Source organism: Amycolatopsis sp. BJA-103 (assembly GCF_002849735.1).
GTDB lineage: Bacteria > Actinomycetota > Actinomycetes > Mycobacteriales > Pseudonocardiaceae > Amycolatopsis.
Map to the genome: position 1 here is coordinate 5,797,652 of NZ_CP017780.1, position 25,651 is coordinate 5,823,302.

Here is a 25,651-nt window from a genome sequence, read left to right on the forward strand (position 1 = left end):
TCCTCGAAACCTGTCTCAGATGAGCTTCTGCGCGACCAGGTAAGCGGCCACCTTGCTGCCGCCGTCACCCTCGTCCTCGACGCGCTCACCGGCGGTGCGCGGCGGCTTCGGAGTGGCTTCGAGCACCGACGACCAGGCGTTGCCGAGGCCGACCTCGCCCGCGTCGAGACCGAGGTCCGCGACGGTCAGCGTCTCGACCGGCTTCTTCTTCGCGGCCATGATGCCCTTGAAGGAGGGGTAGCGCGGCTCGTTGATCTTCTCGCCGACACTCACCAGCGCGGGCAGGTTCGCCTCGAGGTGCGTGACACCGTCCTCGGTGTAGCGGTCGGCCTTGATCGAGGTGCCGTCGACGGTCAGCTCGTTCACGTGGGTCAACTGCGGCAGGCCGAGCAGCTCGGCGATGATCGCCGGCACGGCGCCACCGCGGCCGTCGGAGGCCTCGTTCCCGGTGATGACCAGGTCGTAGCCTTCGACCTTGCCGATCGCGGCGGCCAGCACCTTGGCGGTGGCGATCGCGTCGGAGCCGTGAAGCGCTTCGTCGGAGACGTGGATGGCCTTGTCGGCGCCCATGGACAGCGCCTTGCGGATCGCGTCGGTCGCGCGGTCGGGACCCACCGAGACGACGGTGACCTCGCCCTCGCCGGCTTCCTTGATCTTCAGGGCTTCTTCGACGGCCTTCTCGTTGATCTCGTCGAGCACGGCGTCGGCGGATTCGCGGTCAAGAGTGTTGTCGGCACCGGAGAGCTTCCGCTCCGAGTAGGTGTCCGGTACCTGCTTGACCAGGACAACGATGTTCGTCATGGGTCTACTTCGACCTCCCGTTGGTGGCCGGCGTCGGCCACGGGGCAACAGCTCTACTGGCCGGTAGATTAGGGCCATTTCGGCGCCGCGGCCCGCCGAGGTGACCTCATTCACCTGGATGCACGTTTTAGTGGGACCATCGTCCAGGTAATTCACCCGGAAGTGAGTGTAACCGGCCGACTAACCCGAACGGCCGTATTCCGGGGTACTCCCGGCGAGGGTGACGGGCTAACGTGCCCCACCATGCGTTCCATGCCCGGCCCTGTCGCCGTGATCACGGACTCGACCTCCTGCCTCCCCGTCCCGGTCGCCGAACGCTGGGGAATCGGCGTCGTTCAGGTCCAATTACAGGTCGGCGAGCAGTTCGACGAGGAGAACCGCTACGACCGCGACGAAGTCATCGGACAGCTGCGCGCCGGGACCCCGGTGAAGACGGCGCCTCCGGAGGTCGCCGCGTTCTTCTGGGCGTTCCAGGACGCCGCGAGCAAGGGCGCCTCGGCGATCGTCAGCGTCCACATCTCGGGACGGATGTCGGAGACGGTGAACGCCGCCCGCGAGGCCGCCCAGCAGGTGAACATCCCCGTCCACGTCCTCGACAGCGGGACCACGGGGATGAGCCTCGGTTTCGCGGCGACCTCGGCGGCCAAGGTCGCCGCCGCCGGCGGGCAGGCCACCCGGGTGATCGACGCGGCCGAGCGCCGGTTCCGGGGCAGCCGGGAGATCCTCTACGTCGACACGCTGGAGTTCCTGCGGCGCGGCGGCCGGATCGGCGCGGCGCAGGCGTTCCTCGGCTCCGCGTTCTCGATCAAACCCCTGCTGACGCTGAAGAACGGCGAGGTCGCCCCGCTGACCAGGGTGCCGGGCCAGCGGAGGGCGCTCAACAAACTCGTCGACCTCGCGGTGGACTGCGCGGGTGATCAGGACGTCGAGGTCGCCATCACCCGGTTCGGCCCCGACGAACGCGACCTGGAGATTGGCGGGCGGTTGCGGGCCCGGCTGCCGCATATGGTCGACAGCACCCTGGTCGACGCCAGCATGATCCTCGGCGCCCACCTCGGTCCCGGCGCGATCGGCATCACGGTGTCCCCGGTGTAGGTCCTTCTTTCGAATTCGGCTCAAGCCCCGGGATCAGCACCAGAACCAGCGGGAGAACCGCGCCCAGCGCCGTCGTCGCGACGATCAGCACCTGGTCCACCGGCTCGAAATGCGAGACGTGGCCCAGGTGGTAGAGGAAGTGCGGCAGTCCGAAGAGGAAGGTCGCCAGCGCCGCGAGCCTGGCCACGGCGGTCGTCCCGATCACGGCCGCGCCGATCAGGATGGCGGAAAGCGCCAGGTTGAGGCCACCGAAGTCGCGGAGCAGGTGTTCGTTGAAGGGGCCGTCCATCGCCACCCAGCCGGTGCGGAAACCGGGGAAGTCGTCGTAGAAACCGCGAGGGCTGAACAGTGGCCAGAGCCCGACGGGCAGTTCGATGAGACCGAAGACGACGAGCAGTACGCGAGTGAGTGTCCGTTGCATACCTCCTGGACTGGACAGCGCCGCGAAACGTGACACCGCAACCAGAGGACGACTTGCGGACGGGATGGAAGTGACCGGCCGGTAGGGTCGCGGCGTGACCACCCCAGCCACCAGGGCCGAAGCGCTGCACCTCACGGGTGAACGCACCGTGCCGGGCATCGCCGAGGAGAATTATTGGTTTCGCCGCCACGAAGCGGCGTATCACCATCTCCTCCCGCTGTGCGAAGGCAAGACCGTCCTGGAGGCGGGCTGCGGCGAGGGCTACGGCGCCGGGCTCATCGCCACCGTCGCCGCGCGGGTGCTCGCGCTCGACTACGACGTGCCCACCACGGAGCACGTCGCCCGCCGCTACCCCGGCATCGGTGTGGCCAGGGCGAACCTGGTGTTCCTGCCGCTGCGGGACGCCTCGATCGACGTGGTCGCCAACTTCCAGGTGATCGAGCATCTCTGGGATCAGGGCGCCTTCCTCGCCGAGTGCCGCCGCGTGCTGGCTCCCGGCGGACGGCTGATCGTCACCACGCCCAACCGGCTGACCTTCACCCCAGACAGCGACACCCCGCTCAACCCGTTCCACACCAGGGAACTCGCACCGTCCGAATTGGACGAACTGCTGCGTGACGCCGGGTTCGAGGTCGAGACGCTGCACGGTCTCCACCATGGTGAAGGCGTCGCGAAGCTCGACGCCGAGTACGGCGGCTCGATCATCGACGCGCAGCTCGACGTCGTCATGGGACAACTGCCCGGCCAGGCGACCTGGCCGCCCGCACTGCTCGCCGACGTCGAAGGCATCCAGGCCGCGGACTTCGCGATCCACGGCGAAGACCTCGACGCCAGCCTCGACCTCGTCGCCGTGGCGGTGCGGCGATGAGCGAGTACGAGGGCACGTTCTGCCTCGTCGTGCACAGCCACCTGCCGTGGCTGCCGCACCACGGGTCCTGGCCGGTCGGCGAAGAATGGCTTTACCAGGCCTGGGCGCATTCGTACCTGCCGATGGTCGACCTTCTGCGCCGCTTCGCCGACGAGGGCCGCGAAGACGTCCTCACCCTCGGCATGACCCCGATCCTCGCCGCCCAGCTCGATGACCCCTACTGCATCGACGCGTTCCACGACTGGCTCGGGCACTGGCAGCTGCGCGCGTGGCACGCGTCCACGCTCTGGCGCGGCGACCCGCTGCTGCGCGATCTCGCCGCGAGCGAGTACCGGACGGCGACCAGGGCGGCCGAAGAACTCGAAACCCGCTGGCGTCACGGCTTCTCGCCGATCCTCCGGTCCTTTGTGGACAACGGGACGATCGAACTTCTCGGCGGCCCGCTGGCGCATCCGTTCCAGCCGTTGCTCGACCCGGCGGTCCGGGACTTCATGCTGCGCGGCGGCCTCGCCGACACCGCGCTGCGGATCGGACAGCGCCCCGAGGGCATTTGGGCACCTGAATGCGGGTACGCGCCCGGCATGGAAGCCGGGTACGCCGCCGCGGGCGTCCGGCGGTTCATGGTCGACGGGCCTTCCCTGCACGGCGACACCTCGGCCGCGCGCACCGTCGGCGACTCCGACGTCGTCTGCTTCGGCCGCGACCTCGAAGTCACCTACCGCGTCTGGTCGCCGAAGGCCGGCTACCCCGGCAACGCCGCCTACCGCGACTTCCACACCTGGGCGCACGAAGTCGGCCTCAAGCCGTCCCGGGTGACCGGCAAGACCGTCGAGCCGCCGGACAAGGCGCCCTACGATCCGGCGATGGCCTCGGGCGTCCTCGGCGGCCACGTCCAGGACTTCGTCGACACCGTCGTCGCGCGGCTGCGCTCGCTCAAGGCCGAGCACGGCCGCGAGTCGCTCGTCGTCGCCGCGTACGACACGGAACTGTTCGGGCACTGGTGGCACGAGGGACCGGCCTGGCTCGAAGGTGTCCTGCGCGCATTGCCCGAGGCGGGCGTCCGCGTCACCACGCTCAAGGGCGCGCTCGAAGCGGGCCACCTCGGCGGGAAGGTCGATCTCCCGGCGTCGTCGTGGGGCTCGGGCAAGGACTGGCGGGTCTGGGACGGCGAGCAGGTCGCCGACATGGTGCGGGACAACACCGCGCTGCAGCACCGGATGCTCGACCTCGTCACCGGGATGGACACGACGACCCGTGACGCCGTCCGCGACCAGGCCGTCGCCGAGGCGATGCTGGCGCTTTCGAGCGACTGGGCGTTCATGGTCACCAAGGACTCCGCCGCCGACTACGCGCGGCGGCGGGCGAAGGCGCACACCGACCGGTTCGACACGCTGGCCGGACTGCTCCGCGACGGCGCGCACGAGCGGGCCGGGGAGACGGCGGCCGCGTTCCGGCGCGACGACGGGCCGTTCGGGCACGTCGACGCGCGTGATCTGCTGAGGAAATGACGAAAGGGGAATCATGGGGATCCACGACATTCCGCTGAAGACGCTCGCGGACGAGGACACCACGCTCGGCGCGCTCGAGGGCAAGACGCTGCTGGTGGTGAACGTGGCGTCGAAATGCGGCCTGACGCCGCAGTACACCGGACTGGAGAAGCTGCAGGAACGCTACGCGGACAAGGGTTTCTCCGTCGTCGGGTTCCCGTGCAACCAGTTCGCTGGCCAGGAGCCGGGTACCGCCGAGGAGATCCAGACCTTCTGCTCGACGACGTACGGGGTTTCGTTCCCGCTGTTCGCGAAGCTGGACGTCAACGGGGAAAGCCGTCACCCGCTCTACGCCGAGCTGACCAAGGCTGCCGACGCGGAAGGCGCCGCGGGCGACGTGCAGTGGAACTTCGAGAAGTTCCTCGTCTCCCCGTCCGGTGAAGTGGTGGGCCGTTTCCGCCCGCGCACCGAACCCGAGGACGAAACGATCACCAAGGCGATCGAGGCCACCGTCGGCGCCTGAACCATTCTCCGCCACGGGCGGGTTCGGAGTGTTCTCTCCGAACCCGCCCGTTTCCTTTTCCGGCACACTGAGGACCAAAGTCCCCGAATGCCCCGCCGTCTCGCGCGATGGCCGGTGGATCGATCACAAACCCTTGCCACACAAGGGAAATCTTGACATACGAGAATGAAGCGATCTACCCGATTGCACTATGGCGCGACCCCTCGCACAGGGGAAGACTCTTTCGTCGGGGCTCCCGCACTTGTCAACGCCGACAACCAGGAAAAGTGTGGCTGAAATGATCGAAAACAATATGATCCCTGACGAGTTCCTCTCCCTCGCGAGTGTGCAGGCCGCGGAAGAGGACGCGTTGCTCAGCAGACAGAACGTCGTGGGTGTCGCGCTCGGCACGAAATGGTCGGGCGGCACGGACACCGGGGAAAAGGCGATCACGGTCCTGGTCGACACGAAACTGCCGCACGAGATGGTCCGCGAAGACGACCTCGTCCCCGCGACGCTGGCGGGTGTCCCCGTCGACGTGCAGGAGGTCGGCGTGCTGCAGGCGGGCCGCAGCATCGCGCCGCCGAAGGTGAACGGCTCCCCCACCCTGCTCGAAGACCCGCCGGCCCAGATGCTGAGCAGGCCCGACGAACTCGCCCGCGAACAGGTCGGCCCGTTCACCCTGGCCAAGCGGTTCCGCCCGGCGTTCGGCGGGCTGAGCGTCGGCCACTTCAAGATCACCGCGGGCACCTACGGCACCGCCGTCTACGACGCCACCGCGCTGCCGGGCAAACCGCCCAGGTACTACATCCTGAGCAACAACCACGTGCTGGCGAACTCCAACGCAGCTGCCATCGGGGACCCGATCCTGCAGCCCGGCCCGTTCGACGGCGGCACCACACCCGCCGACGTCATCGCCAGGCTGAGCCGGTTCGTGCCGATCAAGTTCATCACCTCCGGGCAGCCGGTGCCGGTGAACTTCGTCGACGCGGCCATCGCCGAGGGCCAGTTCCACGACCTGGACCGGCGGATCTTCTGGGTCGGCGACATCAAGGGGACCAACGTCGCGCCCGCGGTCGGCACGATCGTGCAGAAGACCGGCCGGACCACGAACTGGACGACCGGGCGGATCACCAACATCAACGCGACGGTGGACGTCAACTACGGCGGCGGCCGGGTGGCCCGGTTCGCGCAGCAGTTGCTCACCACCGACATGTCGGCCGGTGGCGACTCGGGCAGCCTCGTGGCGGATCTGAGCGAAAACGCCGTCGGCCTGCTGTTCGCGGGTTCGCCCGTGGTCACCGTGATCAACCGGATCACGCTGGTCGAGGCCTCGCTCGGCATCCGGGTGCACCCGTAGTGGCCGACGACAGTGCCGACACCGTCGACGCCGCGCTGATCACCGCGTCGCGCTGGCTCGACGACGTCCCCGGGGTGGTGGGGGTCGGACAGGGCGAGGCCGAGGGGGCACCCACGATCGACGTGTGGGTGACCCCCGGTCACGACCCCGGGCAGCTGCCTTCTCAGCTGCTCGGGGTGCCCGTCCGGGTCCGTGACTCGGGCGGTCCGGTGGAAGCCCGGCCGGACTGACCCGCCTCGATGACAGCGCGGTCGCGGGCGATGATGCCGCCGGGGCGATCGCCCCGGCGGCGAAGACCGACTCACGAGTAACCTCCACCCATGCGCGTGCTGATGTTGTCGTGGGAGTACCCACCCGTGGTCGTCGGCGGACTCGCACGGCACGTCCACGCCCTGGCCAGGCATCTCGTCCGGCAGGGGCACGACGTGGTCGTCCTGTGCCGTCACACGGCGGGCACCGACGCCGAGACCCACCCGAGGACCGATCGCGTGGTCGAGGGCGTGCGGATCATCCGGGTCGCCGAGGATCCGATGCACGTGACCTTCGAACGGGACCTCGTCGCGTGGACACTGGCCATGGGGCACGCGATGGTCCGCGCCGCGACCGACCTGCTGCGAGGCTGGCAGCCGGACGTCGTGCACGCGCACGACTGGCTGGTCACCCACCCCGCGATCGCGATCGCCGAGGCCGCGCGGGTCCCGCTGGTCGGCACGATCCACGCCACGGAGGCCGGACGGCACTCCGGCTGGCTCTCGCATCCGCTGAACCAGCAGGTTCACTCGGTCGAATGGTGGCTCGCGAACCGCTCGGACGCGCTGATCACCTGTTCGCAGGCCATGCGCCGCGAGGTGTCGCAGCTGTTCGAGGTCGACGGCGACGCGGTCACCGTGATCCACAACGGCATCGAAGAACGCACCTGGCAGGTGCCCGCGGAAGAGGTCGCGCACGCGCGGGAGGTCTACAGCCCCTCCGGCGCGCCGCTGCTGCTCTACTTCGGACGGCTGGAATGGGAGAAGGGCGTGCAGGACCTGCTCGCCGCGCTCCCCCGGATCCGCCGCGCCAAACCGGGGACCAGGCTGGTCGTCGCGGGCAAGGGCAGGCATCTGGAGGAACTGGTCGACCAGGCGCGCAAGCTGCGCGTCCGCCGCGCGGTGGACTTCGTCGGGCACCTGTCCGACCGTGAACTGCGCGCCGTGCTGGCCGCTGCCGACGCCGTCGTGCTGCCCAGCCGGTACGAACCGTTCGGGATCGTCGCGCTGGAAGCCGCCGCCGCGAAGGCGCCGCTCGTGGCGTCCACCGCCGGAGGGCTCGGCGAGGTCGTCGTCGACGGCGAGACCGGCCTGGCGTTCAGCCCCGGCGACGTCGACGCGCTCGGGGACGCCGTCGAAGCGGTGCTGGACGACGAGGTCGCCGCCGCGCGACGGGCGCTGACCGCGCAGTCGCGCCTGGCCGCGGACTTCGACTGGGGCCGGATCGCCGAGGCGACCGCCGCGGTCTACCGGCGGACTCGCGTCGGGGAACCGGTGGAACTGGGCCGCCCGAAGATCGCGACGGGCAACGCGTTCGAGCCGTGATGCGGGGCGGAGGGGAATCCGGGCCGTCGGGGGACCCGGACCCCCCTCCACGAGCGTCGCGGGTCGCGAGGGGCGCGACCCCCGGGACTGCTCTAGGTGACGAAGATCAGAAGTGACAGGGGCGGACACAGTCCGGCTGCGCCGAGACCGTCACCGAAGCCGACACGGCCGGTACGGCGAGGGCGACCGCGAGGACGGCGAAAGCTGTCGCCAAGACCCTTCTCAACTGCTTCTTCATGGTGACTCCTCGGAGATCCGGGCGGATTTCCCACCCGGCGCCGAGCATCCGCGCGACCCGCCGCGGAAACAACGGGGGTATCACTAGGTACCGCTACCTAATCGCGGTCCGTGACCGGTTCATCCCTTTCTGCCGGTCAAGATCCTCACCTGGACCGGCTCCACGAACGGTGCGTGCGGGGAGATCGCCGCGCTGAGCCGCTCCTCGAACCCGGCTCGTTCATCCGGCTTCGGCAGCCTGTCCTCCGGGGTCGCGGAGTAGACCGCGCCGATGACGAATTCCAGGTCGATCTCGTCCTCGTACTCGACGACGGTCTCTCCCGCGGTGAACCCGGCCGCTTCCAGGCTCGCCCGATAGCGGTCCTGTTCCTCCTGATCGGCCCCGCAGGTGCGCACGAGCGGCTGTCCCAGCCAACCGGACAGATACTCGCGCAACGCCCTCGACCACGGGCTGTCGTGCAGCCACATCGGCGCGCCGTTCGTGATCACGGCGATCCCGCCGCCGGGCCGGACCAGGGAATGAAGGGCGGGGAACAGCGTTTCGCGGTCCATCCAGTGCAGTGCCTGCCCGATGGTGACCACGCCGAGCTTCTCTTTGCCCAGCAAGGCTTCCAGGGCCGGAACGTCACTGTCGGCGCCGACGAGCCAAGTCACGTTGGCAATCCCCGCGGCCGCTTTCCTGGCCTGGGCGAGCATGTCCGGCTCGGGATCCATGCCGACGGCCACGCGCGTCCGGCCGGCGAGCGGCAAGGTCAGCTGACCCGTGCCGCAGCCGAGATCCAGTGCCGCGTCATCGGCGGTGAGCCCGAATTCCGCCACCAGCGCGTCCAGGACTCCGGCCGGATAGCCGCGGCGGTAGCGCTGATAGAACTCGGCGACCTCGCCGCTGAACTTGAGGATCGTCATACCCGTGATGGTGACCGGGCCCGCGCCCCTCCCGCCGCCGCTTTCGCCGTCGGCGGAACGCGAAGGCCCCGCCCACCGGGGTGTGGTGGTGGGCGGGGCCTCCGCGACAACGCGCGCCCGACAGCGCTACCGGAAGGAGCGCGCGCGTGAATCGGGTCCGGCGGCGGGGAGCCTCCGCCACCGGACCCGTTGGGCCACACCGTCCCAAACCGGTGTGGAACCCGGCCGCCCCGCGTCAGGTAGGGGCGGCCGGAGCCTCGTGTCAGTGCGTGGTCAGGTACCGGGCGTACGCACCGGTCGTCAGGAAGCTCGGCAGCTTCTCGCCCAGCGCGGTCTCGGTGAAGATCTCGTAGGCGTCGCCGAGACGGTTGCCCTCGCCCAGTTCGGACCGCACCGACGCCAGCTCTTCGTCCAAATAGGACACGGTGAGCTCGTGGGTGAGCGCGGTGCCGTCTTCGAGCTTGGTGCCGTTGCGGATCCACTGCCAGATCTGGCAACGGGCGATCTCGGCGGTGGCGGCGTCCTCCATCAGGTTGTGGATCGCCGCCGCGCCGGTCCCGCGCAGCCAGGCGTCGATGTAGCGCAGCGCGACGTTGATGTTGGCGCGGACACCGGCTTCGGTGACCTCGCCACCGGCGCTGGCGACGTCGAGCAGGTCCTCGGCGGTGACGACGACGTCCTCACGGAGCTTGCCGAGCTGGTTGGGCCAGCCGCCGAGGACACCGTCGAACACCTCGCGGCAGACCGGGACGAGGCCGGGGTGCGCGACCCACGAGCCGTCGAAGCCGTCGTTCGCCTCGCGTTCCTTGTCCTGGCGGACCTTTTCGAGCGCGGTCGCGTTGATCTCCGGGTCCTTGCTCGGGATGAACGCGGCCATGCCGCCGATGGCGTGCGCCCCGCGCTGGTGGCAGGTGCTCACCAGCAGTTCGGTGTAGGCACGCATGAACGGGACGGTCATCGTCACCTGCGCGCGGTCCGGGAGCACGAAGTCCGCGCCGTGCGACGAGAAGTTCTTGATGACGCTGAAGATGTAGTCCCAGCGGCCGGCGTTGAGCCCGGCGACGTGCTCGCGCAGTTCGTAGAGGATCTCCTCCATCTCGAACGCGGCGGTGATCGTCTCGATCAGCACGGTCGCCCGGATGGTGCCGCGCGGGATACCGAGTTCCCGTTGCGCCAGCAGGAAGACGTCGTTCCACAGCCGCGCTTCGAGGTGGTTTTCGAGCTTCGGCAGGTAGAAGTACGGACCGCTGCCGCGGGCCAGCAGCTGGCGCGCGTTGTGGAAGAAGTAGAGACCGAAGTCGACCAGGCTCGCCGAAACCGGGCGGCCGTCGATGCGGATGTGCTTCTCCACCAGGTGCCAGCCGCGCGGGCGGGCGACGATCGTCGCGGGCTCGTCGCCGATCGTGTAGCGCTTGCCCGCCTCGGTGGTGAAGTCGATGTTGCGGCGGATCGCGTCGAACAGGTTGAGCTGGCCGTCGATGACGTTGTGCCAGGTCGGCGAGGTCGCGTCCTCGAAGTCGGCGAGCCAGACCTTGGCGCCGGAGTTGAGCGCGTTGACCGTCATCTTGCGGTCGGTCGGGCCGGTGATCTCGACGCGGCGGTCTTCGAGACCGGGCGCGGCCGGGGCGACCGACCAGCTGCTGTCTTCGCGGATCGAACGCGTCTCGGGCAGGAAGCCCAGCGGCTTCTCGCCGGACTGCAGCTCTTCGCGGCGCAAGCGGCGCGCGTCGAGCAGCTCGCGGCGACGACCGGCGAACGCGTTGTCGAGCTTGGCCACGAAGTCCAGCGCGGCCGGGGTGAGGATCTCGTCGAACCGGGCTCCGGCGGGTCCGCAGACGTCGATCCGGTAGTTCAGCTTCTCAACCATGGTGTGCCTCCGCTGGGCTTCGCGAAAGAGAGTTAGAGGGGAAGAGGGGAGGTGGCGGTCTCCCGGGGTCGAAAGACCGCCACCTCCTCACCTACTTGCGAGGGATCAGAACTGCTCGGCCTCGGTGGAGCCGGCGAGCGCGGTCGTGGAGCTGGTCGGGTTCAGCGCGGTCGCGACGTTGTCGAACCAGCCGGTGCCGACCTCGCGCTGGTGCTTCGTGGCGGTGTAACCGCGGTCCTCCGAAGCGAACTCGCGCTCCTGCAGGTCGACGTAGGCGGTCATGCCCTCGCGGGCGTAACCGTGCGCCAGGTCGAACATCGAGTAGTTCAGGGCGTGGAAGCCGGCCAGGGTGATGAACTGGAACTTGTAGCCCATGTGGCCGAGCTCGCGCTGGAACTTCGCGATCGTCGCGTCGTCCAGGTGCTTCTTCCAGTTGAACGACGGCGAGCAGTTGTAGGCCAGCATCTGGTCCGGGTACTTCGCCTTGATCGCCTCGGCGAACTGGCGGGCGACCTCGAGGTCCGGCTTGGAGGTCTCCATCCACAGCAGGTCGGCGTACTCGGCGTAGGCCAGACCGCGGTCGATACAGGGGTCGATGCCGTTGGTGACGTTGTAGAAGCCCTCGGCGGTGCGCTCGCCGGTGACGTACTTGCGGTCACGCTCGTCGACGTCGCTGGTGATCAGCGTCGCGGCCTGGGCGTCGGTGCGGGCGACGATCAGCGACGGCACGTTCAGCACGTCCGCGGCGAGGCGGGCGGCGTTCAGCGTGCGCTCGTGCTGCTTGGTCGGGATCAGCACCTTGCCGCCGAGGTGGCCGCACTTCTTCTCGGACGCGAGCTGGTCCTCCCAGTGCACACCCGCGGCACCGGCGGCGATCATGCCCTTCATCAGCTCGAAGGCGTTGAGCGGGCCACCGAAGCCGGCCTCGGCGTCGGCGACGATCGGGGCGAACCAGTCGGTGTCGGTGTTGCCCTCGGCCCAGTTGATCTGGTCGGCGCGGCCCAGCGCGTTGTTGATGCGGCGGACGACGGCGGGCACCGAGTTGGCCGGGTAGAGGCTCTGGTCCGGGTAGGTCTGGCCGGAGAGGTTGGCGTCGGCGGCGACCTGCCAGCCGGACAGGTAGATGGCCTTGAGGCCGGCGCGGACCTGCTGCACCGCCTGGTTGCCGGTCAGCGCGCCCAGCGAGTGGACGTAGTCCTCGGTGTGCAGGAGGTCCCAAAGCTTCTCGGCACCGCGGCGGGCGAGCGTGTGCTCCTCGACCACGCTGCCGCGCAGCTTGACCACGTCAGCGGCCGAGTACGACCGCTTCACTCCCGCCCAGCGGGGGTCGGTCTCCCACTGCTTGGTCAGTTCGGCCGCCGCCTTCTCGAGCTGCTGCGCGTGCTCAGTCATCGGATTCTCCCGGTGTTGCGAAGTTTGCGAGTGATCGCCTTTCCTGATCCGACCCTGACATGACAGGGGAAATCCGATCCAGGCCTCCAATTTGCCAATTTCTGCGAAGCTTCCGTAGCATCTTGCAAAGGTTGCGAATCGCAGGTTCGCAAGCCGAGCGAAAATCCACGGGCTTGACCGTTAACTGAATCGTTCAGGCCCGGAAACCTTGCGGACAGAGAGGCCAGCGTGGACAAAACCTTCGCCGGAGCGAAGCTTCGGCATCTGCGCGAAAGCCGGTCGATGAGCCAGGCGGATCTCGCTCGTGTGCTGGAGATCTCACCCAGTTACCTCAACCAGATCGAGCACAACTCGCGTCCGTTGACCGTCCCGGTGCTGCTTCGCATCACTCAAGCGTTCGGAGTGGACACCGAGTTCTTCGCGAACAACGACACCGCACGGCTGGTGGCGGATGTGAAAGAGGCGCTGCTCGACGAGGTCCTCGGCATCGACGTCACCACCAGCGAGCTGAACGACCTCGCCACGAACCTGCCGACGATCGCGCAAGCACTGGTCAAACTGCATCGCAGCTACCGCAACTCGGTCGAGAACACCGCCGCGCTGACCACGGAGAACGGGCTGGGCATGCACGGCAGCGCGGCCGGGTCGCTGCCGCACGAAGAGGTCCGGGACTTCTTCTACGAGCGGGAAAACTACGTCGCCGAGCTGGACGAACGCGCCGAACGGATGGCGCACGACATCCCGCTGCAGCGCGGCCGGGTGCTCGCGGCGCTGAAGGAGACGCTGATCCAGCGCTACGGCGTCGATGTCACGAACGAAGGCATCGACGAGGCCAACGGCGAGCAGCACCGGTACGAACCGGGGCCGCGGGTGCTGCGGCTGGCGCCGAGCCTGCGCGTCGGGCAGCAGGCGTTCCGGATGGCTTCGCAGATCGCCCTGCTCGACTACGACGACCTGATCACCGAGCTCGCCGACTCGTGGGCCTTTTCCGGTCCCGCCGCGCGTTCGCTGGCGAGGGTCGGGCTGGCGAACTACTTCGCGGGCGCCCTGATCCTCCCCTATGGACCGTTCCTCTCCACCGCGGAACGCTTCCGCTACGACATCGAGCGGCTGTGCGACCACTTCGGCGTCGGCTTCGAGACGGTCTGCCACCGGCTCTCGACGTTGCAGCGGCCGAAGAACCGCGGCGTGCCGTTCTCGTTCGTGCGCGTCGACCGGGCGGGGAACATGTCGAAACGCCAGTCCGCGGCCGGTTTCCACTTCTCCAGGGTCGGCGGCGCCTGTCCACTGTGGAACATCTACGAGGCGTTCACCCAGCCGGGCAAGATCCTCACCCAGATCGCGACCCTTCCCGACGGCAAGAGCTACTTCTGGATCGCGCGGACGGTGTCCCGCAACATCGGCGGTTACGGCAGCCCCGGCAAGACGTTCACCGTCGGCCTCGGCTGCGAACTACGGCACGCGAAACGGCTGATCTATTCGACCGGGCTCGATCTCGACGACCGTGACGCGGCCACCCCGATCGGCATGGGTTGCAAAGTCTGCGAACGCCCGGCCTGCTCGCAGCGCGCGTTCCCGACGATCGGCAAGCAGCTGACCGTCGACGAGAACACCAGCACCTTCGTCCCGTACCCGGCGGTGCCCAAGGCGCCTTGAGCCGTCTTGATCTCCCTGGCAGGGTTGCCGACGACGGCCGTCGCCTGTGACGGCGGCCACCGCACTGGGGAGAACTTCATGATCTTGGTGACCGGAGCAGGCGGGAACGTCGGCACGGAACTGACCACAATCCTGGCGCGCGGCGGGCATCCCGTCCGGGCGCTGGTCCGCACGCCGCGCCCGCTGCCGGACGGGGCCGAAGGCGTGCCGGGCGATCTCAACGAACCGGCGAGCCTGAAACCCGCGCTGGACGGTGTCCGGGCGGTGTTCCTGCTCGGCGGCTACGACCACATGGCGGGCGCGCTCGAGGTGATGCGGGACGCGGGCGTCGAGCAGGTCACCCTGCTGTCGTCGCGTTCGGTCGCCGGCGCGCACGCGGACAACGCCGTGGCCGGGACGCACATGGCGGCCGAGGCGGCGGTGCGCGCGTCGGAGCTGGCGTGGACGTTCCTGCGGCCGAGCGGGTTCATGTCGAACACGCTGCAGTGGGCCGCGCAGCTCCGGGCGGGTGACGTCGTCCGCGAGCCGTTCGCGAACGTGCCGGTGGCGACGATCGATCCGTACGACATCGCCGCCGTCGCCGCGGAGTCCCTGACCACGCCGGGGCACGAGGGGCGGGCGTACGCCATCACCGGTCCCGGCTCGCTCCTGCCCGCCGACAGGCTGCGGGTGCTGGGTGAGCTGCTGGGCCGCGACCTGCGGCTGGAGCCGCTGTCGAACGCCGAAGCCCGTGTGACGATGAGCGCGGAGATGCCGGAGAAGTACGTCGACGCCTTCTTCCGCTTCTTCGCCGAGGGCGAGTTCGACGACTCCGAGGTCACGGGTGCCGTCCAGGACCTCACCGGACGGGAGCCGCGGCCGTTCGCCGCCTGGGCCCGAACCCACCTCGCCGCCTTCCGCTAGCCGCGATTCATCCTCTAGTTGCGGTAGTTGCACGCGCAAGGACCGCAACTAGAGGACGAAACGCGGGGCTTCAGACCAAGAAGTGGAAGAGCGGGCTGCCGGGTTCGACGCGCTCCACCTGCAGCGGGCTCACGTCTAGCCGGTGCAGCAGGCCCTCCAGGTCACCGGCCCGCGCGAGTTCGATGCCGATCAGCGCGGGGCCGGTCTCGCGGCTGTTGCGCTTCACGTACTCGAACCGCGTGATGTCGTCGTCCGGCCCGAGGACCTCGTCGAGGAACCGCCTCAGCGCGCCGGGCTCCTGCGGGAATCCCACCAGGAAGTAGTGCTTCAGTCCTTCGTGGATCAACGACCGTTCGAGCACTTCGCCGTAGCGGCTGACGTCGTTGTTGCCGCCGGACACGACGCACACCACGATCTGGCCGGGGTCGATCTTCACCGTCGAGCCCAGCGACGCGGCCGCGAGCGCGCCCGCGGGTTCGGCGATCACGCCGTCGGACTGGTACATCGCGAGCATTTCCGTGCACACCGCGCCCTCGGCGACGTCGGTGAGTTCGACGCCGCCGTCGCGGACCAGCGGATACGTCACCGATCCGGCCAGCGCGACCGCCGCACCGTCGACGAACGTGTCGACGCCTTCGAGCCGCACCGGCTCGCCCGCCGCGAGCGCGGCGGCCATACAGGTCGCGCCCGCCGGTTCGACCCCGACGATCCGCATCTCCGGCGCCCGCTCCGCGGCCCACGCGGCGATCCCCGCGAGCAGGCCGCCACCGCCGACCGGCACCACCATGACGTCCGGGACGAACCCGAGCTGCGCGACGACCTCCATCGCGACCGTGCCCTGTCCGGCGACCGTCTCCGGCGCGTCGAAAGCGGGGACCAGCGTCGCGCCGGTGCTCTCCGCGTCCTGCTTCGCGGCGGTGAAGGCGTCTTCGTAGGTCTCGCCGACGACGATGACCTCGATATGCGAACCGCCCAGCGTCGCGATCCGCTCGCGCTTCTGCCGGGGAGTCGTGCCCGGCACGTAGACACGGCCTGTCGCGCCGAGACGGCGGCACGCGTACGCGACACCCTGCGCGTGGTTGCCCGCGCTCGCGCAGACGACGCCGCGTTCCCGGTGCGCCGCGTCGAGCTGGACGATGAAGTTGTAGGCACCGCGGATCTTGTACGAGCGCACGGTCTGGAGGTCTTCGCGTTTGAGCCAGACCCGGGCGTCGACCCGTGCCGAGAGCCGCTCGTTCGGTTCCAGCGGCGTGCGGGTCACCACCCCGGCCAGTCGTTTCGCGGCCTCTTCGACCGTTCGGGCGCTCACCGTTTCGATCCCTTGCACGAATGCTGAATGTACCTACCACCTCGGGCCACGTCGGAGAGTGGTCCAGTGGGTGCGCGGGATGTCGGTGGCCTGTGGTCCACTGGACGCCATGGTGAGCAAGGTCGACGGAGTCCGGAGTCTCGATGCGTTGCGCGAGCTGGTCCACAGTGGCGCGGAGCCCGAGTACCAGCTCTTCTACGGCCACACCCCGCTCAAGAGCGGCCGGGTCAACGCGGCCTGCCTGAGCCAGTGGTGGCTGGCGCCGTTCGTCGCGGGCGGCGAGCGGTACCCGACGGCCGAGCACTACATGATGGCGAGCAAGGCCGAACTGTTCGGCGATTACGAGGCCGCGGAGAACATCCGTCAGGCGCCGGACCCCAAAACCGCCAAGATCCTCGGCCGCGAGGTCTCGGGCTTCGACGGGGACAAGTGGGAGCGGCACCGCTTCGACATCGTCGTCGACGGGAACCTGGAGAAGTTCCGCCAGCACGCCGAACTGAGCGAGTTCCTGCTGAGCACGGGCGACAAGGTGATCGTCGAGGCGTCGAAGATGGACCTGGTCTGGGGCAGTGGCGTCGCCCGTGACGACAAGAACGCCACGCGCCCCGACTACTGGCGCGGGCAGAACCTCCTGGGCTTCGCGCTGATGGAGGTCCGCGAGCAGCTGCGCGGCTAGTTGTCGACGCCCAGGGTCTTCTGGAGCGCCTTGTTCGCCTTGCGTGCCATGTCCGCGACAGCCTCGCGACGCGCGGCGTCGGCGGCGTAGTCGTCCTGCCGGTTCCGCACCACGCGGGCGGGCGAGCCGACGGCGATCGAGTAGTCCGGGATGTCGCCCCGCACCACCGCGTGCGCGCCGAGGACGCAGCCGCGGCCGACCCGCGTGCCCTTGAGCACGGAGACCTTGGTGCCGATCCAGGTGTCCGGCCCGATCCGCACCGGCGACTTCACGATGCCCTGATCCTTGATCGGGACGGTGATGTCGGTGGTGACATGGTCGAAGTCGCAGATGTACACCCAGTCCGCGACGAGCGTGGCCGCGCCGAGTTCGATGTCGAGATAGCCGTTGAGGACGTTCTGGCGCCCGAACACCGCCTTGTCGCCGATGCGCAGCGAACCCTCGTGGCAGCGGATCGCGTTGCCGTCGCCGATGTGCACCCAGCGGCCGATCTCCAGCCGCCCGTAGCCGGGACGGCAGTGGATCTCGACGTCCTTGCCGAGGAACACCATGCCGCGCAGGATGATGTGCGGATTCGCGACGCGGAACTTCATCAGCCGCCAGTACCGGACCAGGTACCAAGGCGTGTACGCGCGGTTTCGCAGCACCCAGCGCAGCGAATCCTTGGTCAGGAACTTCGCCTGACGCGGATCACGACGGGCCTGGCCCCAGGCGCGGAGCCGGGACAACGCGGGCGCACCCCACATGGACGTCATACCGGTGACCGTAACCTGTGATCAGGCCGCCGACCGCAAAGGGGAGCACGCGTATGGGCACCAAGCTGATCATCGACACGGACCCGGGGGTCGACGACGCCTTCGCGCTGGCCTTGGCCACGCAAGCCGAGGACGTCGACCTGCTGGGCGTGACCACGGTGTTCGGCAACGTGCCGTTGAGTCACACCACCGCCAACGCCCGCAACCTGTTGCAGCTTTTCGGCCGCGAGGACGTCCCCGTCGCCGCCGGCGCGGAGCGGCCGCTGGTGTACGACAACGCCAAACCCGCCGGTTTCGTCCATGGTCAGGACGGTCTTTCCGGGCACGCAGGCACCCTGCCGGAGGCGAAGCGCGCGCTCGACGAACGCGGCGCCGTCCGCCTGCTGGTGGATCTGCTGGAAGCCGCCGACGAGCCGGTGACCATCGCCCCGATCGGCCCGCTCACGAACATCGCGCTGCTGCTGGCGGCCCATCCGCAGATCCGCGAGAAGATCGGCCGGATCGTCATCATGGGCGGCGGGGTGGCCAAGGGGAACTCCACCACGGCCGCCGAATTCAACATCTGGAGCGATCCCGAGGCCGCCCGCCGGGTACTGGTCGACGGGGACATCCCGACGGTGCTGGTCCCGCTGGACCTCACGCACCAGTGCTCGGTCGACACGGCCTGGCTCGGCAAACTCGCCGCGTCCGGCCCGCTCGGCGCGGCACTCGAAGCGCTCACGCCCACGTACGTCGAGCACTACACCCCCGTCCTCGGTTTCCCCGGGATGGTCATGCACGACGCGGTCGCGGTGGCCGAGGCGATCCGGCCGGGCATCCTCGGCACCGAGTCGTACCCCGTGGACGTCGAGTGCGGCTTCGGCCCCGCGCGCGGCGCGACACTGGTGGACCGGCGAAGGCTGCGGAGCACCGATCCGCAGGCCGTGCCGGGCCGCACCATCGACGTCGCGCTGACCACCGACGTCGACGCCTTCCGCGAGTTCGTGCTCAGCCGCATCGTCGGGGGTCTGTGATGGAACAGGAAACCTCCCGCCGCCGCAGACTTCCGGTGATCATCGCCGCGGTCGTCGTCGCGGGCGCCGCCCTGGTCGCCGCCATCACCTTCGCGCCGAAGGACGAGCCGAAGCCGGAAGCCGCCGCCGTCCAGTCCTCGGTCGTCCCCGCGCCGCCGACGTCGTCGTCCGCGCCCGCGGAGATACCGAAGGAACAGCCGAAGGTCCCGCAGCAGATGGGCAAGGAGTTCGACGCCTGGGTGTCGAAGACCAGCGGCTGGCTCGACATCCCGTTGCGCGCGATGACCGGCTACGCGAAGACCACCGTGACACTGAGCAAGGACACGCCGGGCTGCCGCCTGTCCTGGGTGACTCTCGCGGCACTCGGGAAGATCGGCTCCGACCACGGCCGCGCCAAGGGGTCGAGCCTCAACGACGCCGGGATGATGACCGTTCCGCTCGGGACGGTCGAGGTCCGCGACTTCTACAACAAGGTCGTGTCCACCCCGAACGCGAGCGGACCGCTGCAACTCGCGCCGTCGGTCTGGGGCCAGTTCCAGGCTTCGGCGAGCGGCGCCAAGCCGGATCCGCAGAACATCGACGACGCCACGCTCACCGCCGGACGTGCCCTGTGCGCGAACGGCCGCGACCTCGGCCAGGGCCAGACGTGGTGGAACGCGGTGAGCACGCTGCAGCCCGCGCCGCTGCTGATGCACCGCACGCTCGCGACGGTGAACGTCTACGGCACCGTCGGCCAAAGCCCGCAACCGCCGAACACGGCGGCGCTGAGCGCGGTCAACTTCGCCATCGACAAGATCGGGCTGCCCTACGTCTGGGGCGGCAACGGCACCGGCGGCGGCGACCCCGGCTTCGACTGCTCCGGCCTGACGACGGCCGCGTACGCCAGCGCCGGCGTCAAGCTCATGCGCACCGCCCACACGCAGTACCACAGCGTGAGCAAGGTGAACGATCCCCAGCTCGGCGACCTGATCTTCTACGGCGAGCCGAACACGAAGATCCACCACGTCGGGCTCTACATCGGGAACCAGCAGATGATCGACGCCCCGCAGACCGGGCAGGCGGTGCAGGTGCACACCTACCGGAAGCAGGGCGACGACTACGCCGGAGCGGGCCGCCCGGCCGCCTGACCGGCCGGAAGGCCCAGAACACCCGCCGCCAGTTGCCTCTAACCCCAAGTAGGGTTATAAATGGGGTTACAGGCAACCGGAAGGAGCGGCCGCGATGCCGAAGATCAACGTGTATCTGCCCGACGAGCTGGCCGAAGGGGTCAAGGCGGCCGGGGTGCCGGTCTCGGCGATCTGCCAGCGGGCGCTGGAGCAGTCGGTCCGGCGCGTGACGGCGATCCGGGCGACCGTGCTGGGCGATCTGGAGACCGAGGACCCGACGGCGCAGCTCTCGCAGTTCACCGAACGCACGCGCACCGTGCTCAAACTCGCGATCGAGCAGGCCCGGGCGAGCGGCGCCGCCGACGTCGGCACGGAACACCTGCTGCACGGAATGCTCACCGAAGGGACCAATCTCGCCCTGCACGTGCTGCGCGCGATGGAGATCGATCCCGCGCACGTGGCACGCGCGCTGGCCACCGCCTCCGCGACACCGGAGGCCGCCGAAGCCGCGCCGGCGACACGGTTCAGCGGCCCCGCGGCCAACGCGCTGGAGCTGGCCGTGACCGAGGCTCTCGCGCTGGGGCACAACTACGTCGGCTGTGAACACCTCCTGCTCGGCCTCGTCAGCGAACCCGACGGAACGGCCGGGCACGTCCTGCGGGAGTCGGGCGTCGACCTGCGCACCGCGCGCCGGACGGTCGTGGCCGCGCTCACCGGCTACACCCACCTCCGCGCCCAGACGAGCGCCAAGGCACCCGCGGACGCCGCGGCCATGATCACCGCCGCGGTCCGTCAGGAACTGCGTCCCGTCCTCGATCGCCTCGACCGGCTGGAAGAACGAGCGGGCGACTGATCGTCCACAAAGGACACATCGTGCGAATCCTCTCGTCCGCCACGCTGGCCCTGCTCACCGCGATCCTGGTGCTCATCGTGACGGGAACGGTGTGACCGCCTAGGACTTCCGCTGCACGGCCTCGAACATGACGAGCAACCGCTCGGGGACTTCATCACCGAAGATGCTTTCCAGCAGGAAGTCCTCGTCGAGGGGCGTCTCACAGCGGACGAACATGGCCTGTTCGTACTCGGCGAGCGCTGCCTCGACGTCGCCGGGACGCGCGGCGAGGGTCTTGCCGAGCTCGGCGCCGTCGAGCATCGCCAGGTTGGCGCCTTCGCCGTTCGCCAGCGCGAGATGCGCGGCGTCGCCGAGCAGGGTCACCCCCGGGACGCGATCCCACCGCAGCCCGCACGGCAGGGCATAGGCGGGCCGGTGGATCGGCGCGATGTCGCTGTCGGTGATCAGCGCGGTGAGTTCCGGAGCCCAGCCTTCGAACTCCGCCGCGATCCGCGCCTTGGCGGCCTCGGCGTCGGCGAAGTCGACGGTGCCGAACCAGTCCAGCGGTTTGCCGAGTTCCACGTAGGCGTGCAGGGTGTCGCCGGATTCCCGATGGGCGTTGATGCTCAACCCCTGTTCTCCCCCGTTCCCGAACATCGACCCGCCGCCGACCGTTTTCGCCACGCCGGGGTGCCGGGTGTCGGCGTCGTACAGATAGGTCTCGACGATCGACGTGCCGGCGTACTCGGGGATGGCGTCCGTGAGCAGCGGCCGGATGCGTGACCAAGCGCCGTCGGCGCCGACCAGGAGCTCGGCGACGACGGTGCGGCCGTCGTCGAACGTCACCTCGTGGCGGCCGTCTTCGAGCGTCCGGGCGCCGACGGCCTTGTACCCCCACCGGACAGTGCCTTCGGGGAGCGAATCGATCAGCATCCGCCGCAGATCGCCGCGCTGCGCCTCGGGACGGCCGCCCGTGCCGTCGTCTTCCCTCTCGAACAGGACGGTCCCGTCCATGTCGAAGACCCGCAATGCCTGGCGGCCCTCCAGGACGATGCCCTGGAACTCGTCCCTCAGGCCCGCCGCCTCGAGGGCGAGTTGCCCGTTGTAGTCGTGGATGTCGAGCATCCCGCCCTGCAAGCGCGCGGTGGGGGACGCTTCCGCTTCGTAGACCTCCGCCGGGATTCCGTGGACGTGCAGGACACGGGCCAGCGTGAGGCCGCCGAGTCCGGCTCCGATGATCGTGACCGGTGTGCGCATGGTGACTCCTCGAGTTCGCGACTGGAATGACATTCCAGAGACTGTCGCGGACCGCTGGCAGGCCACGCACACGACGCTGGCACCGGCCTGGCACGCCCTGTCAGCCGAAGAACTCGACAGCGTCCCGTGTCCAGCCGGGGTCCCCGGTCCTGGCGAACGCGACCCACGCGCCGTGCATCTTGGCCGCGAGGCCCGCCGGGGCGGGATCAGGGCCGAGCAGACCGGTGTCCCCGTGCAGCCACGGCTCGTCGGCGAGGTCGAAAACGAACGGCAGCTCGACGGTGTGGGCGGCGCCGAGACGTCCGTCCAGCGCCGTCGAGTGGTAGCCGAACGAATAGACGTGAGCGCGGCCGTGAGCCCGCGCCAGACGTGCCGTACCGGTCCCGAACAGCGTGTCCCCGAGCGCGGTGGCCTCGTCTTTCGCCGCGCTGTAAAGGTTTCCTTCCTCGGTGTTGGTGCCGATGAGCAACTCCGCCTCGGCCACGAGACCGTCGGCGGGCTGGACCGGCAGCACGAGGCTGAACGGACTCAGCCCGGCCAAGGGATCCGAAGCTGTCTCGGTCCGCAGATCGAGACCGGCCAGGGCGGGCAGGATTTCCAGGAACCGCTCGTCCGGGATCTCCCCGAACGCTTCGGCGGAAGGTTCGGCTCCCAGCGCCGAGGCCGCGGCGGCGGTCACCCGGCGCGCTTGCTCCGGGGTGAAGGCGCCGGTACCGCTGCCGCTCTGGACGATCGCCCGCCGGAACAAGCCCGTCGCCTCCGGCGTCGCCAGCAGTGCCCCGGTGAGCGTGGCACCCGCGGACTGCCCGAAGACGGTGACGTTGTCCGGGTCGCCCCCGAAGAGCGCGACCGTGTCTCGCACCCAGCCGAGCGCGGCGAGCACGTCGAGCAGCCCCCGGTTGGCGGGCGCACCGTCCAGATCGAGGAATCCGGGTACGCCGAGGCGGTAGTTCACCGTCACCAGGACGACGCCGTCGCGGGCGAAGGCCTTCCCGTCGTAGAGCGCGGCGCGGGTCGAGCCGGTGACGAAACCGCCACCGTGCACGAAGACCATCACCGGCCGTCCGCCGTCGTCCGCGGCGCGCGTCCGGACGTCGACGGTCAGGTACTCCTCGTCCCGCACCCAGCCCGGGCCGAAGTAGGGAGTCATGTCGAGACGGCCGAAGTCGCGGACGGGCTGGGGAGCCGTCGGCGAGGGCCGCGTCGCGTCGCGGACGCCGGACCAGCCCGGATGCGGCGCGGGCCGCCGGAAACGGCCGGGACCGATCGGCGCCGCCGCGTACGGGATGGCGCGGTAGAGCTCGCCGAAGGAGTCGCGAAGGCCGCGCACGGCGCCTGCGGGGGTTTTTACTTGCGGAGACACGAAAACTCCTCTCAGGAGAGGTGGGAGAAACCCGCCCACCGCGAGATCGCGAACTTCGGGCCCCGGCGCTCGACCCTCAAGGCGCCTTGCGCGCCGAAGTGCGCGGGGAAGACGAGCGCGTTGCTGTCGGCGGCGTCACCGAGCACCTTGTGCCGGCTGGCCCGGGATCCGGCCGGATCCTCGCAATAGGGCGAGTTGCTGTCCGGCTCCACGATCTGCACCGCGGTGTGCACGAGATCCCCCACGAACAACGCCTTCTCCCCACCGGATTCCAGGGTGAGCACGGACGAGCCGGGGGTGTGCCCGGGGGCGAGGTCGAGCCGCAGATTCCGGTCGATCCGGTGGGTCCCGTCCCACAGGTGGGTCAGGCCCGCCTCGTGCACCGGCGCGACGCTGTCCTCGAAGACGTTCTGATTTCCGCGCCCCAGCACGGAATCGTGCTCCTCCGCGGGGTTCCAGAACTCGAAGTCCGGCCGCGGCATCAGATACGTGGCGTTCGGGAAGGTCGGCACCCAGGTGCGGCCGTCGAGCCGGGTGTTCCAACCGACGTGGTCGATGTGCAGGTGGGTGTTGACCACGACGTCGACGTCCTCCGGCCGCACACCGGCGGCCTCGAGGTTGTCGAGGTAGGCGGTGTCGAGACGGTTCCACACCGCCGCGTAGGGCCGGTCCTTGTGGTTGCCGACCCCGGTGTCGACGAGGATCGTGCGCCCCTCGCTGCGCAGCACCCAGGACTGGAGTGCCGCGTGGCACTCGTTCGTCTCGGGGTTCCAGAAGTCGGGCGCCAGCCAGCCGCGGTGTTCGTCCCACGCGCCGTCGGGGCTGTCGGGCAGGAATTCGGCCGGGGTCATCCCGAGCGAACCGTAGAACTCTTTGACCCGGGTGACCGTGACGTCCCCGATGGTGATCTCGTCCATGTGACCGAGCCTGGACACCGGGGCGCGCCCGGACCACGCCCCGCTTGTCCTCCCACCGGGAGGGTGTGGCTGAGACCCGCCCCGCGACGGATACTCGGGATCATGGACGGACCAGGACCGCTCGGCGACTTCCTGCAGGCACGGCGGGCGCGGCTGCGGCCGGAAGACGTCGGCCTCCGCGATCTCGGACCACGCCGCCGGGTCGCCGGGCTCCGACGTGAGGAGCTGGCCCAGCTCGCGGGCGTCAGCGTCTCGTACTACGCGCGGCTGGAGCAGGGCATGTCGCGCGGCGCCTCGGCCGAAGTGCTCGACGCGATCGCCCGCGCGCTCCTGCTGGACGGCCACGAACGCGAACACCTCGACAGGCTCGCCGATGCCGCCCGCCGCGCACCCCGGGCACGCCGTCCCCGGCCCGAGAAGCTCCACGACGAGACCCGGGATCTCCTGCGCACCGTCGCCGCTCCCGCGCTGGTGCTCGGCCGTCGCTCGGATGTCCTGGCGTGGAACGACCTCGGCCACGCGCTGCTCGCCGGGCACCTCGGCTTCCACGCCCCGGAGGATCCGGCGCGACGGCCGAACATGAGCCGGATGCTGTTCCTGGACCCGCACAGCCGGGAGCTGTACGTCGACTGGAAGCGGAAGATCCGCGCGGTGGTCGGCAATCTGCGGATCGCCGTCGGCAGGCATCCCGACGATCCGCTGCTCGCGGAACTGATCGGCGAACTGACGATGAAGAGCACCGAGTTCGTCGCGCTCTGGGGCGACCATCGCGTGCAGCCCTGCGACGCGGCGGCCTACGAGCTGCACCATCCGGTCGTCGGCCCGGTGACGGTGACCCAGCAGACCCTGGCGATCGCCCGGTCACCGGACCAGCTGCTCATCGTGTGCACGACCCCCGCCGGCTCCCCCGGTGAGCAAGGGCTCAAGCTGCTCGGGCAGGCACGGTCAGGCCTTGTCGTGGATCGTGATCACGTAACCGTCCGGGTCCGAGAAGGCGAACGTACGGCCGAACGGCCCGTCGAACGGCTCCGTGACGATGGGAGTGCCCGCCGCGGCCAGCCGGTCGTGCAGCAATTGCGCGTCATCGGCGTGAAGCCACAGCGCCACTCCTGATCCCGGCCCCGGGGACACGGCGTCCAGATCCATCCCCGGCACGGGTTCCCGCACCGCGAACGGGATCGTCCCGGTGCCGAACACCACCGCGTGAGGCGGCGCGACGGGCAGCCTGCGCAGGCCGAGCCGGGTCTCGTAGAACTCGGCCGCCCGGTCGAGATCGCGCACTTGCAGCGAAAGGAAATCGAGTCCGGTCACGGTCATTGTCGTCTCCCTTGATGTCAGCGTGTTGACATCCGAA

General features: G+C 69.4%; 25 protein-coding genes and 1 pseudogene. 14 read left to right on the forward strand and 12 right to left on the reverse strand.

The window, feature by feature from the left end; genetic code table 11:
• Window positions 1–15: 15 nt before the first annotated feature.
• Window positions 16–801, reverse strand: a complete 786-nt coding sequence (locus tag BKN51_RS25235; RefSeq protein WP_101609985.1) for an electron transfer flavoprotein subunit beta/FixA family protein — start codon at window positions 799–801, stop codon at window positions 16–18.
• Window positions 802–1,044: 243 nt separating this feature from the next.
• Here BKN51_RS25235 and BKN51_RS25240 point away from each other — a divergent pair, with 243 nt between their 5' ends.
• A complete protein-coding gene (locus BKN51_RS25240; protein ID WP_101609987.1) occupies window positions 1,045–1,896 on the forward strand; it encodes a DegV family protein in 852 nt (283 codons plus the stop codon).
• Here the strand turns inward: BKN51_RS25240 and BKN51_RS25245 are convergent.
• On the reverse strand, window positions 1,877–2,317 hold the full coding sequence (locus BKN51_RS25245; RefSeq protein WP_101609989.1) for a hypothetical protein: 441 nt from the start codon (window positions 2,315–2,317) through the stop codon (window positions 1,877–1,879). The two genes, BKN51_RS25240 and BKN51_RS25245, sit on opposite strands and share 20 nt — an antisense overlap.
• A gap of 94 nt (window positions 2,318–2,411) precedes the next feature.
• On the opposite strand from BKN51_RS25245, the gene BKN51_RS25250 reads away from it, so the two are divergent.
• The 6 genes from BKN51_RS25250 to BKN51_RS25275 all read left to right on the forward strand — a co-directional run bounded on the left by BKN51_RS25250 (window position 2,412) and on the right by BKN51_RS25275 (window position 8,108).
• Window positions 2,412–3,185, forward strand: a complete 774-nt coding sequence (locus BKN51_RS25250) for a class I SAM-dependent methyltransferase (protein ID WP_101609991.1) — start codon at window positions 2,412–2,414, stop codon at window positions 3,183–3,185.
• The gene (locus BKN51_RS25255) at window positions 3,182–4,693 is read left to right on the forward strand and encodes a 1,4-alpha-glucan branching protein domain-containing protein (protein WP_101609993.1); all 1,512 of its coding nucleotides are present in this window, start codon (window positions 3,182–3,184) and stop codon (window positions 4,691–4,693) included. The genes BKN51_RS25250 and BKN51_RS25255 overlap by 4 nt, the downstream gene beginning before the upstream one ends.
• 13 nt (window positions 4,694–4,706) lie before the next feature.
• A complete protein-coding gene (locus BKN51_RS25260; RefSeq protein ID WP_101609995.1) occupies window positions 4,707–5,195 on the forward strand; it encodes a glutathione peroxidase in 489 nt (162 codons plus the stop codon).
• A 277-nt stretch (window positions 5,196–5,472) separates the two neighbouring features.
• Window positions 5,473–6,534, forward strand: coding sequence for a hypothetical protein (locus tag BKN51_RS25265; RefSeq protein WP_101609996.1), 1,062 nt, complete (start codon window positions 5,473–5,475; stop codon window positions 6,532–6,534).
• Window positions 6,534–6,764 (forward strand): hypothetical protein, encoded by a 231-nt coding sequence (locus BKN51_RS25270; RefSeq protein ID WP_101609998.1) that lies wholly within the window; start codon window positions 6,534–6,536, stop codon window positions 6,762–6,764. The genes BKN51_RS25265 and BKN51_RS25270 overlap by 1 nt, the downstream gene beginning before the upstream one ends.
• Window positions 6,765–6,854: 90 nt before the next feature.
• Window positions 6,855–8,108: a glycosyltransferase family 4 protein gene (locus BKN51_RS25275; RefSeq protein WP_101610000.1), complete on the forward strand. Its 1,254-nt coding sequence runs from the start codon at window positions 6,855–6,857 to the stop codon at window positions 8,106–8,108.
• 106 nt (window positions 8,109–8,214) lie between these two features.
• Here BKN51_RS25275 and BKN51_RS44730 read toward each other — a convergent pair whose 3' ends face one another.
• From BKN51_RS44730 to aceA, 4 genes are all read right to left on the reverse strand, one after another.
• Window positions 8,215–8,346 (reverse strand): hypothetical protein, encoded by a 132-nt coding sequence (locus tag BKN51_RS44730; protein ID WP_255414845.1) that lies wholly within the window; start codon window positions 8,344–8,346, stop codon window positions 8,215–8,217.
• Window positions 8,347–8,465: 119 nt separating this feature from the next.
• Window positions 8,466–9,251 (reverse strand): class I SAM-dependent methyltransferase, encoded by a 786-nt coding sequence (locus BKN51_RS25285; protein ID WP_101610004.1) that lies wholly within the window; start codon window positions 9,249–9,251, stop codon window positions 8,466–8,468.
• A gap of 262 nt (window positions 9,252–9,513) precedes the next feature.
• Entirely contained in the window at window positions 9,514–11,118 is a 1,605-nt protein-coding gene (aceB, locus tag BKN51_RS25290) for a malate synthase A (RefSeq protein ID WP_101610005.1), read from the reverse strand.
• 105 nt (window positions 11,119–11,223) lie between these two features.
• Window positions 11,224–12,510, reverse strand: a complete 1,287-nt coding sequence (aceA, locus tag BKN51_RS25295; protein WP_101610007.1) for an isocitrate lyase — start codon at window positions 12,508–12,510, stop codon at window positions 11,224–11,226.
• 228 nt (window positions 12,511–12,738) lie between these two features.
• Between aceA and BKN51_RS25300 the strand changes: the two genes are divergently transcribed.
• Complete coding sequence (locus BKN51_RS25300; RefSeq protein WP_101610009.1) at window positions 12,739–14,166, forward strand: short-chain fatty acyl-CoA regulator family protein; 1,428 nt, start codon at window positions 12,739–12,741, stop codon at window positions 14,164–14,166.
• 78 nt (window positions 14,167–14,244) lie between these two features.
• On the forward strand, window positions 14,245–15,069 hold the full coding sequence (locus BKN51_RS25305) for an NAD(P)H-binding protein (protein ID WP_101610010.1): 825 nt from the start codon (window positions 14,245–14,247) through the stop codon (window positions 15,067–15,069).
• Window positions 15,070–15,139: 70 nt separating this feature from the next.
• On the opposite strand, the gene ilvA is transcribed toward BKN51_RS25305, so the two are convergent.
• Window positions 15,140–16,396, reverse strand: a complete 1,257-nt coding sequence (gene ilvA / locus BKN51_RS25310; protein ID WP_101610012.1) for a threonine ammonia-lyase IlvA — start codon at window positions 16,394–16,396, stop codon at window positions 15,140–15,142.
• Window positions 16,397–16,487: 91 nt separating this feature from the next.
• Here ilvA and BKN51_RS25315 point away from each other — a divergent pair, with 91 nt between their 5' ends.
• The gene (locus BKN51_RS25315) at window positions 16,488–17,054 is read left to right on the forward strand and encodes an NADAR family protein (protein ID WP_174720453.1); all 567 of its coding nucleotides are present in this window, start codon (window positions 16,488–16,490) and stop codon (window positions 17,052–17,054) included.
• Here BKN51_RS25315 and BKN51_RS25320 read toward each other — a convergent pair.
• Window positions 17,051–17,809 (reverse strand): acyltransferase, encoded by a 759-nt coding sequence (locus BKN51_RS25320; protein ID WP_101610013.1) that lies wholly within the window; start codon window positions 17,807–17,809, stop codon window positions 17,051–17,053. The genes BKN51_RS25315 and BKN51_RS25320 overlap by 4 nt on opposite strands.
• Before the next feature lie 53 nt (window positions 17,810–17,862).
• Between BKN51_RS25320 and BKN51_RS25325 the strand changes: the two genes are divergently transcribed.
• From BKN51_RS25325 to BKN51_RS25335, 3 genes are all read left to right on the forward strand, one after another.
• Window positions 17,863–18,822 carry a nucleoside hydrolase gene (locus BKN51_RS25325; RefSeq protein ID WP_101610015.1) on the forward strand — a complete coding sequence of 320 codons (960 nt, stop codon included), beginning with the start codon at window positions 17,863–17,865 and terminating at the stop codon, window positions 18,820–18,822.
• Window positions 18,822–19,949, forward strand: coding sequence for a C40 family peptidase (locus BKN51_RS25330; protein ID WP_101610017.1), 1,128 nt, complete (start codon window positions 18,822–18,824; stop codon window positions 19,947–19,949). The genes BKN51_RS25325 and BKN51_RS25330 overlap by 1 nt, the downstream gene beginning before the upstream one ends.
• A 94-nt stretch (window positions 19,950–20,043) precedes the next feature.
• Complete coding sequence (locus tag BKN51_RS25335) at window positions 20,044–20,781, forward strand: Clp protease N-terminal domain-containing protein (protein WP_101610018.1); 738 nt, start codon at window positions 20,044–20,046, stop codon at window positions 20,779–20,781.
• 99 nt (window positions 20,782–20,880) lie between these two features.
• Here BKN51_RS25335 and BKN51_RS25340 read toward each other — a convergent pair whose 3' ends face one another.
• The 3 genes from BKN51_RS25340 to BKN51_RS25350 all read right to left on the reverse strand — a co-directional run bounded on the left by BKN51_RS25340 (window position 20,881) and on the right by BKN51_RS25350 (window position 24,297).
• Window positions 20,881–22,017: an FAD-dependent oxidoreductase gene (locus BKN51_RS25340; protein ID WP_101610019.1), complete on the reverse strand. Its 1,137-nt coding sequence runs from the start codon at window positions 22,015–22,017 to the stop codon at window positions 20,881–20,883.
• 100 nt (window positions 22,018–22,117) lie between these two features.
• Window positions 22,118–23,380 carry a carboxylesterase/lipase family protein gene (locus BKN51_RS25345; protein ID WP_101610021.1) on the reverse strand — a complete coding sequence of 421 codons (1,263 nt, stop codon included), beginning with the start codon at window positions 23,378–23,380 and terminating at the stop codon, window positions 22,118–22,120.
• A gap of 11 nt (window positions 23,381–23,391) precedes the next feature.
• Entirely contained in the window at window positions 23,392–24,297 is a 906-nt protein-coding gene (locus BKN51_RS25350) for an MBL fold metallo-hydrolase (RefSeq protein WP_101610022.1), read from the reverse strand.
• A 102-nt stretch (window positions 24,298–24,399) separates the two neighbouring features.
• Between BKN51_RS25350 and BKN51_RS25355 the strand changes: the two genes are divergently transcribed.
• Entirely contained in the window at window positions 24,400–25,410 is a 1,011-nt protein-coding gene (locus BKN51_RS25355) for a helix-turn-helix domain-containing protein (protein ID WP_199192909.1), read from the forward strand.
• Here the strand turns inward: BKN51_RS25355 and BKN51_RS44455 are convergent.
• Window positions 25,324–25,614, reverse strand: a pseudogene (locus BKN51_RS44455) (VOC family protein); the annotation flags it as partial. The gene BKN51_RS25355 and the pseudogene BKN51_RS44455 overlap by 87 nt on opposite strands.
• Window positions 25,615–25,651 lie beyond the last annotated feature (37 nt).